Here is a 15,288-nt window from a genome sequence, read left to right as displayed (position 1 = left end):
GCAAGCATACCACCGCCCGAGGGGCCTGGTGGCTTGACGGGAATCAAGGTGAGGCGTTGGATGGGAGCTTTTCCGACCAGGAGGTTGCAGCAATGGCCAAACGCATCCAGTTCTCCGCCTACGGCGGTCCGGAAGTCCTCGAGTACGCGGACTATCAACCGGCGGAACCGGGGCCCCAGGAAGTACGAGTGCGCAACCGCGCCGTCGGCCTGAACTTCATCGACACCTACTACCGCAGCGGCCTCTATCCGGCGCCGGCCTTCCCCACCAGCCTGGGTACCGAAGGCGCGGGCGAGGTGGAAGCGGTGGGCAGCGCGGTGACCCAGTTCAAGGTGGGCGACCGCGTCGCCTACGCCACCGGCCCACTGGGCGCTTACAGCGAGCTGCACGTGCTGCCGGCGGACAAGCTGGTGCGCCTGCCGGATGGCATCAGTTTCGAGCAGGCCGCGGCGGTGATGCTCAAGGGCCTGACCGTGCAGTACCTGCTGCGCCAGACCTACGAGCTCAAGGGCGGCGAGACCATCCTCTTCCACGCCGCTGCCGGCGGTGTGGGCCTGATCGCCTGCCAGTGGGCACGCGCACTCGGGGTGAAGCTGATCGGTACGGTGAGCTCGGCGGAAAAGGCCGAGCAAGCCAAGGCCCACGGTGCCTGGGCGACCATCGACTACAGCCACGAGAATGTGGTGCAACGGGTGCAGGAGCTCACCCACGGCGCCAAGTGCCCGGTGGTCTACGACTCGGTGGGCAAGGACACCTGGGAAACCTCCCTGGATTGCGTGGCGCCGCGTGGCCTGATGGTGAGCTTCGGCAACGCCTCGGGGCCGGTGACCGGGGTCAACCTGGGTATCCTGGCGCAGAAGGGTTCGCTATTCGTCACCCGCCCCACGCTGTTCGGCTACGCCAGCACCCCGGAGCGCCTGCAGGCCATGGCAGACGAGCTGTTCGGGCTGATCGCCGACGGCCGCATCAAGGTGGAGGTGAACCAGCGCTTCGCCCTGGCCGACGCCGCCAAGGCGCATACCGCCCTGGCGAGCCGCCAGACCACGGGCTCGACCGTGCTTATCCCCTGAGCACGCGTCCGCTGGCCAGGTCGCGGATCACGCTGGGGTTGCGTCGCCCACCCAGGGCGCCCCCCAGCACTGCGTCCAGGGTGTCGCCGAAGTACTGCTGCACGCGCAGGCGCGAGTAGGCCGACGGACGCCCGGTGGGATTGGCGGACGTGGACACCAGCGGCCCGGTGAGGGCGCAAAGGTCACGGACCAGCGGGTGGTCGCTGACGCGCAAAGCGACGCTGTCGTGCTGGCCGGTGATCCACTCCGGCAGCAGGTTCTGGTGGGGCACCAGCCAGGTGTTGGGGCCGGGCCAGGTACTGGCGAGCTGGTCGATCCAGGCTTCTGGCAGGCCTTCGAGGAGGAAATCGAACTGGCGGATGTTGTCCGCCACCAGGATCAGCCCCTTCTCCACGGGGCGCTCCTTCAGCGCCAGCAGGCGATACACCGCATCTTCATTCCAGGGATCGCAGCCCAGGCCCCAAACCGCCTCGGTGGGATAGGCGATCACGCCCCCCTCGCGTACCACGCGCGCCACTTGCTGAACTCGCCACTTGCTGACCATCACCCACTCCCGGAAACCTGATGGCGAAAGTGTACAAGCCTCAACCTGCGCGATGCACCCAGCAACCGGCGTCGCGGGCCACGCGCCCCTGGAGTTCCAGGTCGGTGAGTTCAGCCAGCAGGCGCGGCAACTCCCAGCCACTGGCAGCGGCCAAGCCTTCGCTGCTGTAAGGGGCGGCGCGCAGCAGCTCCAGCAGGGGATGGTCGTCTGGCTCCGGGGTTTCGGCGGGTACCGACTGCCAGCCGCGCAGGGCCTCCAGGATGTCTTCCACCTTTTCCACCAGGGCGGCGCCTTCACGAATCAGCTGATGGCAGCCCCGCGCGCCAGGGTGATGGATGGAACCGGGAATGGCGTAAACCTCGCGGCCCTGCTCAGCCGCGAGACGGGCCGTGATGAGGGAGCCGCTCGATGGGCTGGCTTCCACCACCAGGACGCCGAGGGAGAGGCCGCTGATGATGCGGTTGCGTCGGGGGAAATTGCTGGGATGTGGCGGGCAGTCCAGGGGCAATTCGGAGACCAGCGCTCCGCCTTCGTCGACGATGCGCGCGGCCAGGCCGCGATGGCGGTTCGGGTAGATGCGCTCGAGGCCGGTACCGAGCACTGCCACCGTCCTGCCGCCCACCTCCAGCGCGCCCTGGTGGGCGGCACCGTCGATGCCCAGGGCCAGGCCGCTGGTGATGACGAAGCCACCGCCAGCCAGGCTGCGAGCAAAGGCACGGGCGGTGTCCAGCCCGGCAGCCGAGGCGCGACGGCTACCCACCATGGCCAGTTGTGGCTGCTCCAGCAGCGAAGCATCGCCCGCGACGAAGAGCAGCGGCGGTGCATTGACCAATTCGGCGAGCAGGGCGGGGTAGGCGGGATCGTCCCAGCACAGCAGTTGGTGGCCGGGGTGCTCCAGCCAGGTCATGGCGCGGGCGGCGGCGTCGCGGATTTCCGGGCTGCGGCGCGGGTCGGCGGAGGCAGAGGGCAGGCCCAGTGAGCGCCAGGCGGCGGCCGGAGCGCTGAGCGCGGCCGAGGCGGAACCGAATGCATCGATCAGGCGACGGAAACGGGCAGGGCCCAGTTCAGGAAGGTGATGCAGGCGCAGGCGAGCTTCCAGCTCGGCGGGGGAGAGGGCGGTCATTTCGATCAATCCTTGATCACGCCGCAGGTCGCGGCAGGACCGCCATCAATACAACAAGCCCCCGGAGTCGGGGGCTTGCAGGTGTTACGGGTTGTGTACCTTGTCCAGCACCGCCAGTTGGCGGGTCGCGGCGAGGATCAGGCCGTAGCTGAGCTTGTCGTAGGTGCGGAACACCATCAGCAGGCCGGCGCGCTCGTCCGGAATCTTGATGAACTCGTCGGTGACGCGGTCGCGGACGGTTTCGCCGGTCTTGTAGACCGCCAGCACGTTGCCTTCCACCAGACCGTCGCGGCGGCCCTTGTTGATGGTGACCACATCGAACTGGCCGATCTGGGTCACGCCGCGCGGAATATCGAGGATCACGCCGTTGACTTCGCGCTCCGGCGCGCTGGGCATGAAGGTGGAGTTGATCGCGCGTTCCTCGGTGGGGAACAGGCGGTCGCCCAGACGTACCTCCTGGGTGGAACGGGTCAGCTCAAGGGTGCCGATATCACCCTCGTCGGCGACCATCTCGCCACTGCCAATGTCGTCAGCGTTGATGCCGAGGAATTCCTTGGTTTCCGGATCGAGGTAGGTCTTGCCCTGGCGGTAGATGCCATAGGCCGGCTGCTCGTGGGAGAAACTGCCGCGGGCGTAGACACGGTCACCGGCACCGCTGACCACACGCTCGGCATTGCCGGCGACAATGTAGGGCGCGGACTCGAATTCCTGGGGGTCGTTGACGATGCGGTTGGTCAGCAGGAACGCATTGATGGCTTCCAGCGGGATGGCGGGAATGGCTTCGGCCATCGGCGTGCTGCGCACCTTCGGCGAGAGCTTGATGGTCCCGCGGGACGCGCCGCGGTTCAGCATCAGGCGCGGCTGGCCATCGACGTAGACCAGGGTGAGCACGTCGCCGGGGTAGATCAGGTGCGGGTTTTCGATCTGCGGGTTGGCGTGCCAGATTTCCGGCCATTTCCAAGGCTGGCTCAGGAATTTGCCGGAGATGTCCCAAAGCGTATCGCCCCGGACCACGGTGTAGCGCTCCGGATGGCCCTCCTTGAGCTCCACCGCAGCCTGGGTCAAGCCACTGGCAGCCAGGAGCAGCAGGGCGAGTAGTGATTTCCTCATGCGGTGAATCCCTTTATTATGTTCATTCACGCGAAACGCCCTGAGAGCCGCCCCTACCGGGCTCTTCAGCCGTTTTTTCGATGCTGCTCACCATCTTAGCAGCGGATTTTTAACTTATTCCACAAGTGCATCACAAACGCATATGGCGATTCTGAACATTCTCGAATTCCCCGATCCGCGGTTGCGCACCATCGCAAAACCAGTGGACGTTGTGGACGATTCCATCCGCACGCTGATCGACGACATGTTCGAAACCATGTACGACGCGCCGGGTATCGGCCTCGCCGCCACCCAGGTGAACGTGCACAAGCGCGTCGTGGTGATGGACCTGTCGGAAGACAAGAGCGAGCCGCGGGTCTTCATCAACCCTGAGTTCGAGTCCCTCACCGACCAGATGGACCAGTACCAGGAAGGCTGCCTCTCGGTACCGGGCTTCTACGAGAACGTCGACCGCCCGCAAAAGGTGAAGATCAAGGCACTGGACCGTGACGGCCAACCCTTCGAACTGATCGCCGAAGGCCTGCTCGCCGTGTGCATCCAGCACGAGTGCGACCACCTCAACGGCAAGCTCTTCGTCGACTACCTGTCGTCCCTCAAGCGCGACCGCATCAAGAAGAAGCTGGAAAAACAGCACCGCCTCCAGGCTTGAACCCCCGATCCCAAAGGCTTGCTCCGGCAAGCCTTTTCTTTTTGGTGACTACCCCATGACCGAGCCATTGCGTCTCGTCTTCGCCGGCACCCCTGAGTTCGCCGCCGAGCACCTCAAAGCCCTGCTGGACTCCCGCCACCAGGTCATCGCCGTCTACACCCAGCCGGATCGTCCGGCTGGCCGTGGCCAGAAGCTGATGCCCAGTCCGGTCAAACAACTGGCCGTGGAACACGGCATTCCGGTGCTGCAGCCGCCCACGCTGCGCGACCCGGCCGCCCAGGCCGAGCTCAAGGCACTGAATGCCGACCTGATGGTGGTCGTGGCCTACGGCCTGATCCTGCCCCAGGTGGTGCTCGACACCCCGCGCCTTGGCTGCATCAACAGCCATGCCTCGTTGCTGCCGCGCTGGCGCGGCGCCGCACCCATCCAGCGCGCGGTGCAGGCCGGCGACGCGGAAAGCGGCGTCACCGTGATGCAGATGGAAGCGGGCCTGGACACCGGCCCCATGCTGCTCAAGGTCACGACCCCGATCTCGGCCTCCGACACCGGCGGCAGCCTGCATGACCGGCTCGCCCAACTCGGCCCGAAGGCGGTTCTGGAAGCCCTGGAAGGCCTGGCCGCCGGCACCCTGAACGGCGAAGTACAGGACGACGCCCTGGCCAACTACGCCCACAAGCTGAACAAGGACGAGGCTCGCCTCGACTGGAGCCGTCCGGCCGTTGAGCTGGAGCGCCTGGTGCGCGCGTTCAATCCCTGGCCGATCTGCCACAGCACGCTGGACGGTGAGCCGCTGAAGGTGCTGGCCGCGGCCCTCGGTGACGGCAAAGGCCAGCCCGGCCAAATCCTCGCCGCGAGCAAGGACGGCCTCACCGTCGCGTGCGGCGACGGCGCCCTGCTTCTCACCCGCCTGCAGCTGCCGGGCGGCAAGCCGCTGAATTTCGCTGACCTCTACAACAGCCGTCGCGAGCAGTTCGCCGTGGGCAAGGTGCTGGGCGCATGAACCCGCGTCTCGCCGCCGCCCGCGCCCTGGCCGCTGTCCTCAACGGCAAGGCTTCCCTCGGTGGCAGCCTGCCGCCGCAGCTGGACAAGGTGGAACCCCGCGATCGCGCCCTGGCCCAGGACCTGGCATTCGGCGCCGCCCGCTGGCAGCCACGCCTGTCGGCCCTGGCCGAACGCCTGCTGCAAAAGCCCTTCAAGGCTGCCGACAAGGATGTGGAGGCCCTGATGCTGGTGGGCCTCTACCAGCTTTTCTACACCCGGATTCCCGCCCATGCCGCCATTGGCGAAACCGTCGGCTGCGCGGAAAAACTGAAAAAGCCCTGGGCCAAGGGGTTGCTCAATGCCGTGCTGCGCAATGCCCAGCGCCAAGGCGAGGCGATCTTCGCCGAACTGGAGCGCGACCCGGCAGCACGCACCGCTCATCCGCGCTGGCTGCAGAAGGCCCTCAAGGCCGCCTGGCCGGATCACTGGGAAGCCGTCTGCGCTGCGAACAATGCCCACCCGCCGCTGATCCTGCGGGTCAATCGCCGCCACGGCAGCCGCGACGCCTACCTGGCCGAACTGCAAAGCGCCGGCATCGCCGCCGAGCCCTGCGCCTTCAGCCGCGACGGCGTGCGCCTGCTGGAAGCCCGCGATGTGAAGACCCTGCCCGGCTTCGCCGAAGGCCGCGTCAGCGTGCAGGACGAAGCCGCCCAACTGGCCGCCGACCTGCTGGAGCTGGCCCCCGGCCAACGCGTGCTGGATGCCTGCTGCGCCCCCGGCGGCAAGACCTGCCACCTGCTGGAGGCCGAGACCGGCCTGAGCGAAGTGGTCGGCGTGGACCTGGAAGAAAGCCGGCTGGTGCGCGTTCGCGAGAACCTCGAACGACTCGGCCTCGAAGCCAGGCTGATCGCCGCCGACGGCCGCGACACCGCCCGCTGGTGGGACGGCAAGCCGTTCCAGCGCATCCTGCTGGACGCGCCCTGCTCGGCCACCGGCGTCATCCGCCGCCACCCGGACATCAAGCTGACCCGCCAGGCAGACGACATCCCGGCCCTGGCCCAGTTGCAAGGGGAGCTGCTGGATGCCCTCTGGCAGACCCTGGAAGTCGGCGGCGTGCTGGTCTACGCCACGTGCTCCACCCTGCCGGCGGAGAACAGTGACAACATTGGCGCCTTCCTCGCCCGCACCCCCGGTGCCCGCGAGCTGGACATCCCCGGCCCCTACGGGCTCAAGCAGCCCCATGGTCGCCAGTTACTGGCCCGTGAGGACGGCCACGACGGTTTCTACTATGCCAAGCTGATCAAGATCGCCGCTTCAGGGCGCGGCTAAGGGAGCTAGCAGTGAAGATCATCATTCTCGGTGCGGGCCAGGTGGGTGGCACCCTGGCGGAACACCTTTCGGGCGAAGCCAACGACATCACGGTGGTCGACACCGATGGCGACCGCCTGCGCGACCTCGGCGACCGCCTCGACATCCGCACCGTACAGGGGCGCGGTTCGTTCCCCACCGTGCTGCGCCAGGCCGGCGCCGACGACGCCGACATGCTGGTGGCGGTGACCAACAGCGACGAAGTGAACATGGTTGCCTGCCAGGTGGCCTACACCCTGTTCCACACCCCCACCAAGATCGCCCGGGTGCGCGAGGCGGCCTACCTGACCCGCGCCGGCCTGTTCGACAACGACGCCATTCCGGTGGACGTGCTGATCAGCCCGGAACAGGTGGTGACCAACTACATCAAGCGCCTGATCGAGTATCCCGGGGCCCTGCAGGTCATCGACTTCGCCGAGGGCAAGGCCCAGCTGGTGGGGGTCAAGGCCTACTACGGCGGGCCGCTGGTGGGCCAGGAACTGCGCCAGATCCGCGAGCACATGCCCAACGTCGACACTCGCGTGGCGGCCATCTTCCGCCGCAACCGGCCGATCCTGCCGAAGGGCGACACGGTGATCGAGGCCGACGACGAAGTCTTCTTCATTGCCGCCAAGGCCCACATCCGTGCGGTGATGAGCGAGCTGCGCCGCCTGGAAGACAGCTACAAGCGCGTGGTGATCGCCGGTGGCGGCCATATCGGCGAGCGCCTGGCCGAGGCCATCGAGAGCCGCTATCAGGTGAAGATCATCGAGATGAGCCCGGCACGCTGCCGCCAGCTCTCGGAAGTCCTGGACAGCACCATCGTGCTTCAGGGCAGTGCCTCCGACCGCGACCTGCTGGTAGAGGAAAACATCAACGATGCGGACATCTTTCTCGCCCTGACCAACGACGACGAGGCCAACATCATGTCCTCGCTGCTGGCCAAGCGCCTGGGCGCACGCAAGGTGATGACCATCATCAACAACCCGGCCTACGTGGACCTGGTGCAGGGCGGTGATATCGACATCGCCATCAGCCCGCAGCTGGCCACCATCGGCACATTGCTGACCCACGTGCGCCGTGGCGACATCGTCAGCGTGCACTCGCTGCGCCGCGGTGCGGCCGAGGCCATCGAAGCCATCGCCCATGGCGACACCAAGTCGAGCAAGGTGGTGGGCAAGATGATCGAAGACATCGCGCTGCCGCCGGGCACCACCATCGGCGCCATCATCCGCGACGAAGAAGTGCTGATCGCCCACGACGACACCGTGATCGAAACCGGCGACCATGTGATCCTCTTCCTTGTGGACAAGAAGTACATCCGCGACGTCGAGCGGCTGTTCCAGGTCGGCCTGACCTTCTTCTGAGTTCCGCGCCTCCAGGAGGCCGACATGGCTTGCGGATAATTCCCAAGCCATTTCGGCCCCAGCCTACAGCCACCCCCTGGGCCCTGGGTTAGGGTTCGGCGCCTCCGCATCGCCGAACCCAGCCGCGCCATGTCCAGCCTCCGTACCCACCACCCGACCCGCCTCAGGCCAGCGCCGGCGCCCTCCCGTGCCAGCCGCCGCGCCGCGATCCTGCGCATCCTCGGTGTACTGCTGATGCTGTTCAGCTGCACCCAGCTGCCGCCGCTGCTGATCGACCTGTACTACGCCGAGGGCGCCTGGCGGGGATTCCTCCTCGCCCTGCTCATCACCCTGGCCGTCGGCCTGCTGATCTGGCTGCCGGTGCGCGGCGCCCGCGAGGAACTGAAGATCCGCGACGGTTACCTGATCACCGCGCTGTTCTGGATCGTGCTCGGCAGTTTCGGCAGCATCCCTTTCCTGCTCATCGACAACCCGAGCATGACGCCAGTGGATGCCCTGTTCGAGTCCGTCTCCGGCATCAGCACCACTGGCGCCACCGTGCTTACCGGACTCGACCAGCTGCCGCGCGCGGTCCTCTACTACCGCCAGCAGCTGCAATGGTTCGGCGGCATGGGCATCATCGTGCTGGCGGTGGCCATCATGCCGATGCTCGGCATCGGCGGCATGCAGCTGTACCGCGCGGAAATGCCCGGCCCACTGAAGGAGCAGAAACTCTCACCGCGCATCGCCGAAACCGCCAAGACCCTCTGGCTGCTCTACTGCGGGCTGACCCTGGCCTGTGCCCTGGCCTACTGGGCCGCCGGCATGAGCCTGTTCGACGCCATCGGCCACAGCTTCTCGACCATCGCCATCGGCGGCTTCTCCACCCACGACGCCAGCATCGGCTACTTCGACAGCCCGCTGATCGAGCTGATCTGCATGTTCTTTCTGGTCATTTCCGGGATCAACTTCGGCCTGCACTTCCTCGCCTGGCGCCGGCGCAGCCTGAGCCACTACCTGCGTGACGCCGAATGCCGCAGCTACCTGCTGCTGCTGAGCGCAGTCTTCATCATCTGCGCGGCGACCCTGATCCTCCACCAGTACTATGAAACGCCCGCCCAGTCGCTGCGCTACGCCGCCTTCATGGTGGTGTCCGTCGCCACCACCACGGGCTTCGGCTTGGCCGACTTCAGCAGCTGGCCGACGCTGCTGCCCTATCTGCTGCTCTACACCACCTTCATCGGCGCCTGCGCCGGCTCCACCGGCGGCGGCATGAAGGTGATGCGCATCCTGCTGGTCTATCGCCAGGGAATTCGCGAGTTCCAGCGGCTTCTGCACCCCAATGGCGTGTTCAGCGTCAAGCTGGGCCGGCGGCACATCCCGGACCGGGTGGTGGAGTCGGTCTGGGGGTTCTGTTCCATCTACCTGATGACCTTCGTGGTGCTCCTGCTGATCCTGCTCGCCCTGGGCCTCGACCAGCTGACCGCCTTTTCGGTGCTGGCCTCCTGCATGAACAACCTGGGTCCCGCCCTGGGCGAGGCGGCCCTGCACTATGCCAACCTGCCCGACGGTGCCAAGCTGGTGCTGAGCCTGGCCATGGTGCTTGGCCGGCTGGAAGTGTTTTCCCTGCTGATCCTCCTCAGCCCGGCCTTCTGGCGCTTCTAGCTGGCACAATGACAGGCGGCACACAGGAGAGCGGCGCATGATCGAATCATTGGAAAAGATGCTGGCCAAGGGCGTGGACAACGCGCTGCTGCGCTTCGGCCTGGGCAAGGGTTACCTGGATCAGGGCGACTTCCCCAAGGCTGCGGAACACCTGCGCCGCTGCGTGGCCTTCGATCCCAAGTACTCCGCTGCCTGGAAACTACTGGGCAAGGCCCTGGAGGCAGAAGGCGAGCATGACGCCGCCCGCGACGCCTGGACCGAAGGCCTCGCTGCTGCTCAGGCTCATGGCGACAAGCAGGCGGAGAAGGAAATGACGGTGTTCCTCAAGCGCCTCGACAAGCGAGGCGGCGCATCGGCCTGATCCCACCAGTTGGCGCTGAGCGCAGCGTAGCCCGTTCCGACCCGGCCAAGCATCACGCCTGGTCAGACCCCGATCGAGACTGGACTCGCCCCGCGGGCAATCAGGCCTCCAGGAATCGCAATCCGGCCCCTTCGACATCCACCCGCATCACTTCCATTTCCAGGACAGGCGCCTCGAAGGGCAGGTCCTGTACCTGGCCACGAACCGTGCTACCGACGGGCAGGGCGGCCAGGTCCGGATGACGGACGTAGACACCGCCGTCGGAGAGATCGCGGGTCTGCGCGATCAGCTCGCCGAAGCTCGGGTGGCTGATCTTGATCCTGCATTTCATCGGAGTTCGGGGAAATTGCCGCTGGTTCACCATTCGATCGCGTCATCCTGAGCGGGTTTGCAGCCGTCGTTAATACGGGGTATCGCGTTTCGACACAACCCTCCGACTGAGGGGAATCACTCGCCCATGAAAAAGGCGCCTTCCGGCGCCTCCTTCGTCAGTACCACTTCTTTTCGCCCTCGGGGCGTTTCTTGAAGCGCTTCATGCTCCACATGTACTGGGTGGGGTAAGCCCGCACGTAGCGCTCCACCACGGCGCTCATGGCGGCTACCGCCTCTTCCACGTTCTCGCTGTACATGCCTTCCGGCGCGGCTTCCAGGATCACCTTGAAGCCCGAGCCGTCGGCCAGGCGCAGGGCATGGAGGAAGACGCCACGGGCCTTGCCGCCAGCGAGCATGCCGGGGACGAACTTGCTGGTCAGCGCCTGGGTACCGAGGAACGGCACGAACACGCCGGCCGAGAGACTCGGTTCCGGATCAGCAGGAATACCCACGGCGCCACCCTTGCGCACTTCCTTGATGACACTGAGGATGCCTTCCTTGGTGGAGGGCGCCACGCGATTGCCCAGCTGCACGCGCTGCTTCTGCAGCAGCTCGTCCACCGCCTTCAGCTTCGGTGGACGGTAGAAAATAATGGGTTTGCACTGGGCGCAGTAGAAGTGGTTGAGCACCTCCCAGTTGCCCAGGTGGCTGGTGATGCCCACCACGCCCTTGCCGCTGGCCAGGGCCTCGTGCAGCACGTCCAGGCCTTCCACTTCGCGCACCAGGCCGATGGATTTTTCCGCCGGCCAGATCCAGGCGCATGCGCTTTCGGTCAGGGTCTTGCCAATATCCTTCAGGCTCTGGCCCACGCGCTGATCCAGTTCGGCCGGGGACAGCTCGGGAAAGCACTTGGACAGGTTGATCCGCGTCACCTCACGGGAGCGGTTGGGCAGTTTCCACATCAGCCAGCCGATGGTCGCGCCTACCGCTTGCACGGCGCGCCACGGGAGCAGGGCAAAGAGGCGCAGGAAACCGACGACCAGCGCGCCTTTCAGCTTATCCACAGGCATCTCCAGTAGATCGAAAAGCGCGCATTCTACTCTCGCAGCGTGAACGATGCTGCCTCAGGCGGTCAGTTCACGGTAACGGTCGCAGTCCACCGTGTGATCCATGACCATGCCCGCGGCCTGCATGAAGGCGTAGCAGATGGTCGGACCGACAAAGGTGAAGCCGGCTTTCTTGAGCGCCTTGCTCATCGCCTCGGCCTCGGGCGTCACGGCCGGCACCTGGCCGCGCTCGCTGAAATGGTTGACCTTGGGTTTGCCGCCGACAAAGGACCAGAGCAGCGCCACCGGGTCCTCCAGGCGCAGCCAGGCCTGGGCATTCTGGCGCGCAGCCTTGAGCTTGAGCAGGTTGCGGATGATGCCCGGGTCCTGCATCAGCTTCTCGATGTCCTCATCACTCATCGCCGCGAGTCGTCGCGCATCGAAGCCGAACAGGACTTCGCGGTAACGCTCGCGCTTCTTCAGCACGGTGATCCACGACAGGCCGGCCTGGAAGCCTTCCAACAGGAGCAGTTCGAAGAGCGCCGCCGAGTCCTTCAGCGGTACGCCCCATTCGGTGTCGTGGTAGGCGATGTAGAGGGGGTCGTCATTGCACCAGAAGCAGCGTGGCATAAGGCTTTCCATGCGGTTGCGGCGGGTCGGATCGGGTATACTCCCGCGTTTTCAGTTGAAGACCCAGCACAGGTGAAATTCGTGAGCCAGACTACGCCCGCCGTGCGCACCTTCCAAGACCTGATCCTCGCCCTGCAGCAGTACTGGGCCGAGCAGGGCTGCGTGGTGCTCCAGCCCTACGACATGGAAGTGGGCGCCGGTACTTTCCACACCGCCACCTTCCTCCGCGCCATCGGTCCGGAGACCTGGAACGCCGCCTACGTGCAGCCGTCCCGCCGCCCGACCGACGGTCGCTACGGCGAGAACCCGAACCGCCTGCAGCACTACTACCAGTTCCAGGTGGTGCTGAAACCCAATCCGGAAAACTTCCAGGAGCTGTACCTGGGTTCGCTGAAGGCCATCGGCATCGACCCGCTGGTGCACGACATCCGCTTCGTCGAGGACAACTGGGAATCCCCGACCCTCGGCGCCTGGGGCCTGGGCTGGGAAATCTGGCTGAACGGCATGGAAGTCACCCAGTTCACCTATTTCCAGCAGGTGGGCGGCATCGAGTGCTACCCGGTTACCGGCGAAATCACCTACGGCCTGGAGCGCCTGGCCATGTACATCCAGGGCGTCGATTCGGTGTACGACCTGGTCTGGGCCGACGGCCCCTTCGGCAAGGTCACCTACGGCGACGTGTTCCACCAGAACGAAGTGGAGCAGTCGACCTACAACTTCGAGCACGCCAACGTCGAGAAGCTGTTCGAGCTGTTCGACTTCTACGAGAGCGAAGCCAACCGCCTGATCGAACTGCAGCTGCCGCTGCCGACCTACGAGATGGTCCTCAAGGCCTCCCACACCTTCAACCTGCTGGACGCCCGCCGCGCCATCTCGGTGACCGAGCGTCAGCGCTACATCCTGCGTGTGCGCACCCTCGCCCGTAACGTGGCGCAGAGCTATCTGCAGGCCCGCGCCCGCCTCGGCTTCCCGATGGCCACCCCCGAACTGCGTGACGAAGTACTGGCCAAGCTGGAGGCTCAAGAATGAGTGCACAAGATTTTCTGGTAGAGCTGGGCACCGAAGAGCTGCCTCCCAAGGCCCTGAAATCCCTCGGTGACGCCTTCCTGGCCGGCATCGAGCAGGGCCTCAAAGGCGCCGGCCTGGGCTACGCCAAGGCCCAGGTATTCGCCGCACCGCGCCGCCTGGCCGTGCTGGTGGAGCAGTTGGCCACCCAGCAGCCCGACCGCAGCGTCAACCTCGACGGCCCGCCGATCCAGGCCGCCTTCGACGCCGAAGGCAAGCCGACCCAGGCGGCCCTGGGCTTCGCCCGCAAGTGCGGCGTCGACCTGGAACAGATCGACAAGAGCGGCCCGAAACTGAAGTTCAGCCAGACCATCCCGGGCCAGCCGGCAGTGAGCCTGCTGCCGGGCATCGTCGAAGCTTCGCTGGCCGCGCTGCCGATTCCGAAGCGCATGCGCTGGGCCGCCCGTCGTGACGAGTTCGTGCGTCCGACCCAATGGCTGGTGATGCTGTTCGGGGATGACGTGGTCGAGTGCGAGATCCTCGCCCAGAAAGCCGGTCGTGAGTCCCGTGGCCACCGCTTCCACAATCCGGACAACATCCGCATCGGCAAGCCGTCGACCTACCTGGAAGACCTGCGCAGCGCCCACGTGCTGGCCGACTTCGCCGAGCGTCGCGAGATCATCAGCAAGCGCGTCGCCGAACTGGCCGCCGAGCAGAAAGGCACCGCCGTAGTGCCCGCCGACCTGCTGGATGAAGTGACCGCCCTGGTCGAGTGGCCGGTACCGCTGGTGTGCTCCTTCGAGGAACGCTTCCTCGCCGTGCCCCAGGAAGCTCTGATTTCCACCATGCAGGACAACCAGAAGTACTTCTGCCTGCTGGATGCCAACGGCAAGCTGCTGCCGCGCTTCATCACCGTGGCCAACGTGGTCAGCAAGGACCCGGCGCAGATCATCTCCGGCAACGAGAAGGTGGTGCGCCCGCGCCTCACCGACGCCGAGTTCTTCTTCAAGCAGGACAAGAAGCAGAAGCTGGAAAGCTTCAACGAGCGCCTGAAGAACGTGGTCTTCCAGGCTCAGCTCGGCACTGTGTTCGAGAAGGCCGAGCGCGTATCCCGCCTGGCCGGTTTCGTGGCCGAGCAGATCGGCGCCGACCCGGCCCGCGCCGCGCGCGCCGGCATTCTCGCCAAGTGCGACCTGGCCACCGAGATGGTCGGCGAATTCCCGGAAATGCAGGGCATCGCCGGCTACTACTACGCCGTCAATGATGGCGAGCCGGAAGACGTCGCCCAGGCGCTGAACGAGCAGTACATGCCCCGTGGCGCCGGCGCCGAGCTGCCGCAGACCCTCACCGGCGCCGCCCTGGCCGTGGCCGACAAGCTGGACACCCTGGTGGGTATCTTCGGCATCGGCATGCTGCCCACCGGCAGCAAGGACCCCTTCGCCCTGCGTCGCCAGGCCCTGGGCGTGCTGCGCATTCTCATCGAAAAGCAGCTGAACCTCGACCTCGCCGCAGCCGTTGGCTTCGCCATCGACCTCTATGGCACCAAGGTGAAAGCCGAAGGCCTGGCCGACCAGGTGCTGGAGTTCGTCTTCGACCGTCTGCGCGCCCGTTACGAGGACGAAGGCGTGGACGTGGCCGTGTACCTCTCGGTCCGTGCCCTGCAGCCGTCCTCGGCCCTGGACTTCGACCAGCGCGTACAGGCCGTACAGGCCTTCCGCAAGCTGCCGGAAGCCGCTGCCCTGGCCGCCGCCAACAAGCGCGTGTCGAACCTGCTGAGCAAGGCCGACGGCGCCGTGCCGAACAGCGTCGACAGCGCCCTGCTGCAGGAAGCCGCCGAGCAGGCCCTGGCCAAGGCCGTGGCCGACGCCGAGCAGGCGCTGGCCGCCGCTGGCAGCTACCGCGAGACCCTGGAACGTCTGGCCAGCCTGCGCGAGCCGGTGGACAGCTTCTTCGAAGCGGTCCTGGTCAACGCTGAAGATGCCGCTGTGCGGAACAACCGCTATGCGCTGCTGGCCAAGCTGCGCGGCCTGTTCCTGGGCGTAGCGGACATCTCGGTACTGGGCTAAGGCGATACCGCGAACCGGAGGCCCGGAGCTGCA

At 66.1% G+C, this 15,288-nt stretch carries 15 protein-coding genes; 9 read left to right on the top strand and 6 right to left on the bottom strand.

Going from position 1 to position 15,288, the window contains the following annotated elements:
- Positions 1-92: 92 nt before the first annotated feature.
- The gene (locus TQ98_RS26755; protein WP_044873359.1) at positions 93-1,070 is read left to right on the top strand and encodes an NADPH:quinone reductase; all 978 of its coding nucleotides are present in this window, start codon (positions 93-95) and stop codon (positions 1,068-1,070) included.
- Here TQ98_RS26755 and TQ98_RS26750 read toward each other — a convergent pair.
- The 3 genes from TQ98_RS26750 to TQ98_RS26740 all read right to left on the bottom strand — a co-directional run bounded on the left by TQ98_RS26750 (position 1,060) and on the right by TQ98_RS26740 (position 3,847).
- Positions 1,060-1,614 carry a Sua5/YciO/YrdC/YwlC family protein gene (locus TQ98_RS26750; RefSeq protein WP_044873358.1) on the bottom strand — a complete coding sequence of 185 codons (555 nt, stop codon included), beginning with the start codon at positions 1,612-1,614 and terminating at the stop codon, positions 1,060-1,062. The two genes, TQ98_RS26755 and TQ98_RS26750, sit on opposite strands and share 11 nt — an antisense overlap.
- A 40-nt stretch (positions 1,615-1,654) precedes the next feature.
- Entirely contained in the window at positions 1,655-2,737 is a 1,083-nt protein-coding gene (dprA, locus tag TQ98_RS26745) for a DNA-processing protein DprA (protein WP_044873357.1), read from the bottom strand.
- Between the two features lie 84 nt (positions 2,738-2,821).
- Entirely contained in the window at positions 2,822-3,847 is a 1,026-nt protein-coding gene (locus tag TQ98_RS26740) for a LysM peptidoglycan-binding domain-containing protein (protein ID WP_044873356.1), read from the bottom strand.
- Between the two features lie 142 nt (positions 3,848-3,989).
- Between TQ98_RS26740 and def the strand changes: the two genes are divergently transcribed.
- From def to TQ98_RS26710, 6 genes are all read left to right on the top strand, one after another.
- Complete coding sequence (gene def, locus TQ98_RS26735; protein ID WP_044873355.1) at positions 3,990-4,496, top strand: peptide deformylase; 507 nt, start codon at positions 3,990-3,992, stop codon at positions 4,494-4,496.
- A gap of 55 nt (positions 4,497-4,551) precedes the next feature.
- Complete coding sequence (gene fmt / locus TQ98_RS26730) at positions 4,552-5,496, top strand: methionyl-tRNA formyltransferase (RefSeq protein ID WP_044873354.1); 945 nt, start codon at positions 4,552-4,554, stop codon at positions 5,494-5,496.
- Entirely contained in the window at positions 5,493-6,806 is a 1,314-nt protein-coding gene (gene rsmB, locus TQ98_RS26725; protein WP_044873353.1) for a 16S rRNA (cytosine(967)-C(5))-methyltransferase RsmB, read from the top strand. Before fmt ends, rsmB begins: the two co-directional genes overlap by 4 nt.
- A gap of 11 nt (positions 6,807-6,817) precedes the next feature.
- Entirely contained in the window at positions 6,818-8,191 is a 1,374-nt protein-coding gene (trkA, locus tag TQ98_RS26720; RefSeq protein ID WP_044873352.1) for a Trk system potassium transporter TrkA, read from the top strand.
- Between the two features lie 129 nt (positions 8,192-8,320).
- A complete protein-coding gene (locus tag TQ98_RS26715; RefSeq protein WP_082073255.1) occupies positions 8,321-9,835 on the top strand; it encodes a TrkH family potassium uptake protein in 1,515 nt (504 codons plus the stop codon).
- A gap of 37 nt (positions 9,836-9,872) precedes the next feature.
- Positions 9,873-10,196, top strand: coding sequence for a tetratricopeptide repeat protein (locus TQ98_RS26710; protein ID WP_044873351.1), 324 nt, complete (start codon positions 9,873-9,875; stop codon positions 10,194-10,196).
- A gap of 100 nt (positions 10,197-10,296) precedes the next feature.
- Here the strand turns inward: TQ98_RS26710 and TQ98_RS26705 are convergent, their stop codons facing one another.
- The 3 genes from TQ98_RS26705 to TQ98_RS26695 all read right to left on the bottom strand — a co-directional run bounded on the left by TQ98_RS26705 (position 10,297) and on the right by TQ98_RS26695 (position 12,184).
- On the bottom strand, positions 10,297-10,560 hold the full coding sequence (locus TQ98_RS26705; protein ID WP_044873350.1) for a PilZ domain-containing protein: 264 nt from the start codon (positions 10,558-10,560) through the stop codon (positions 10,297-10,299).
- A gap of 124 nt (positions 10,561-10,684) precedes the next feature.
- The gene (locus tag TQ98_RS26700; RefSeq protein ID WP_103103112.1) at positions 10,685-11,572 is read right to left on the bottom strand and encodes a lysophospholipid acyltransferase; all 888 of its coding nucleotides are present in this window, start codon (positions 11,570-11,572) and stop codon (positions 10,685-10,687) included.
- Between the two features lie 60 nt (positions 11,573-11,632).
- Complete coding sequence (locus tag TQ98_RS26695; protein ID WP_044873349.1) at positions 11,633-12,184, bottom strand: DNA-3-methyladenine glycosylase I; 552 nt, start codon at positions 12,182-12,184, stop codon at positions 11,633-11,635.
- An 81-nt stretch (positions 12,185-12,265) separates the two neighbouring features.
- On the opposite strand from TQ98_RS26695, the gene glyQ reads away from it, so the two are divergent.
- Together glyQ and glyS are read left to right on the top strand one after the other, a co-directional pair.
- Positions 12,266-13,213 carry a glycine--tRNA ligase subunit alpha gene (gene glyQ, locus TQ98_RS26690; RefSeq protein WP_044873348.1) on the top strand — a complete coding sequence of 316 codons (948 nt, stop codon included), beginning with the start codon at positions 12,266-12,268 and terminating at the stop codon, positions 13,211-13,213.
- A complete protein-coding gene (gene glyS / locus TQ98_RS26685) occupies positions 13,210-15,255 on the top strand; it encodes a glycine--tRNA ligase subunit beta (RefSeq protein ID WP_044873347.1) in 2,046 nt (681 codons plus the stop codon). Before glyQ ends, glyS begins: the two co-directional genes overlap by 4 nt.
- The last annotated feature ends 33 nt before the right edge of the window (positions 15,256-15,288 follow it).

Source organism: Pseudomonas sp. LFM046 (genome assembly GCF_000949385.2).
Taxonomy (GTDB): domain Bacteria; phylum Pseudomonadota; class Gammaproteobacteria; order Pseudomonadales; family Pseudomonadaceae; genus Metapseudomonas.
Note: the sequence above shows the minus strand (reverse complement) of the source record. Positions and strands in the feature narration are given on the sequence as shown.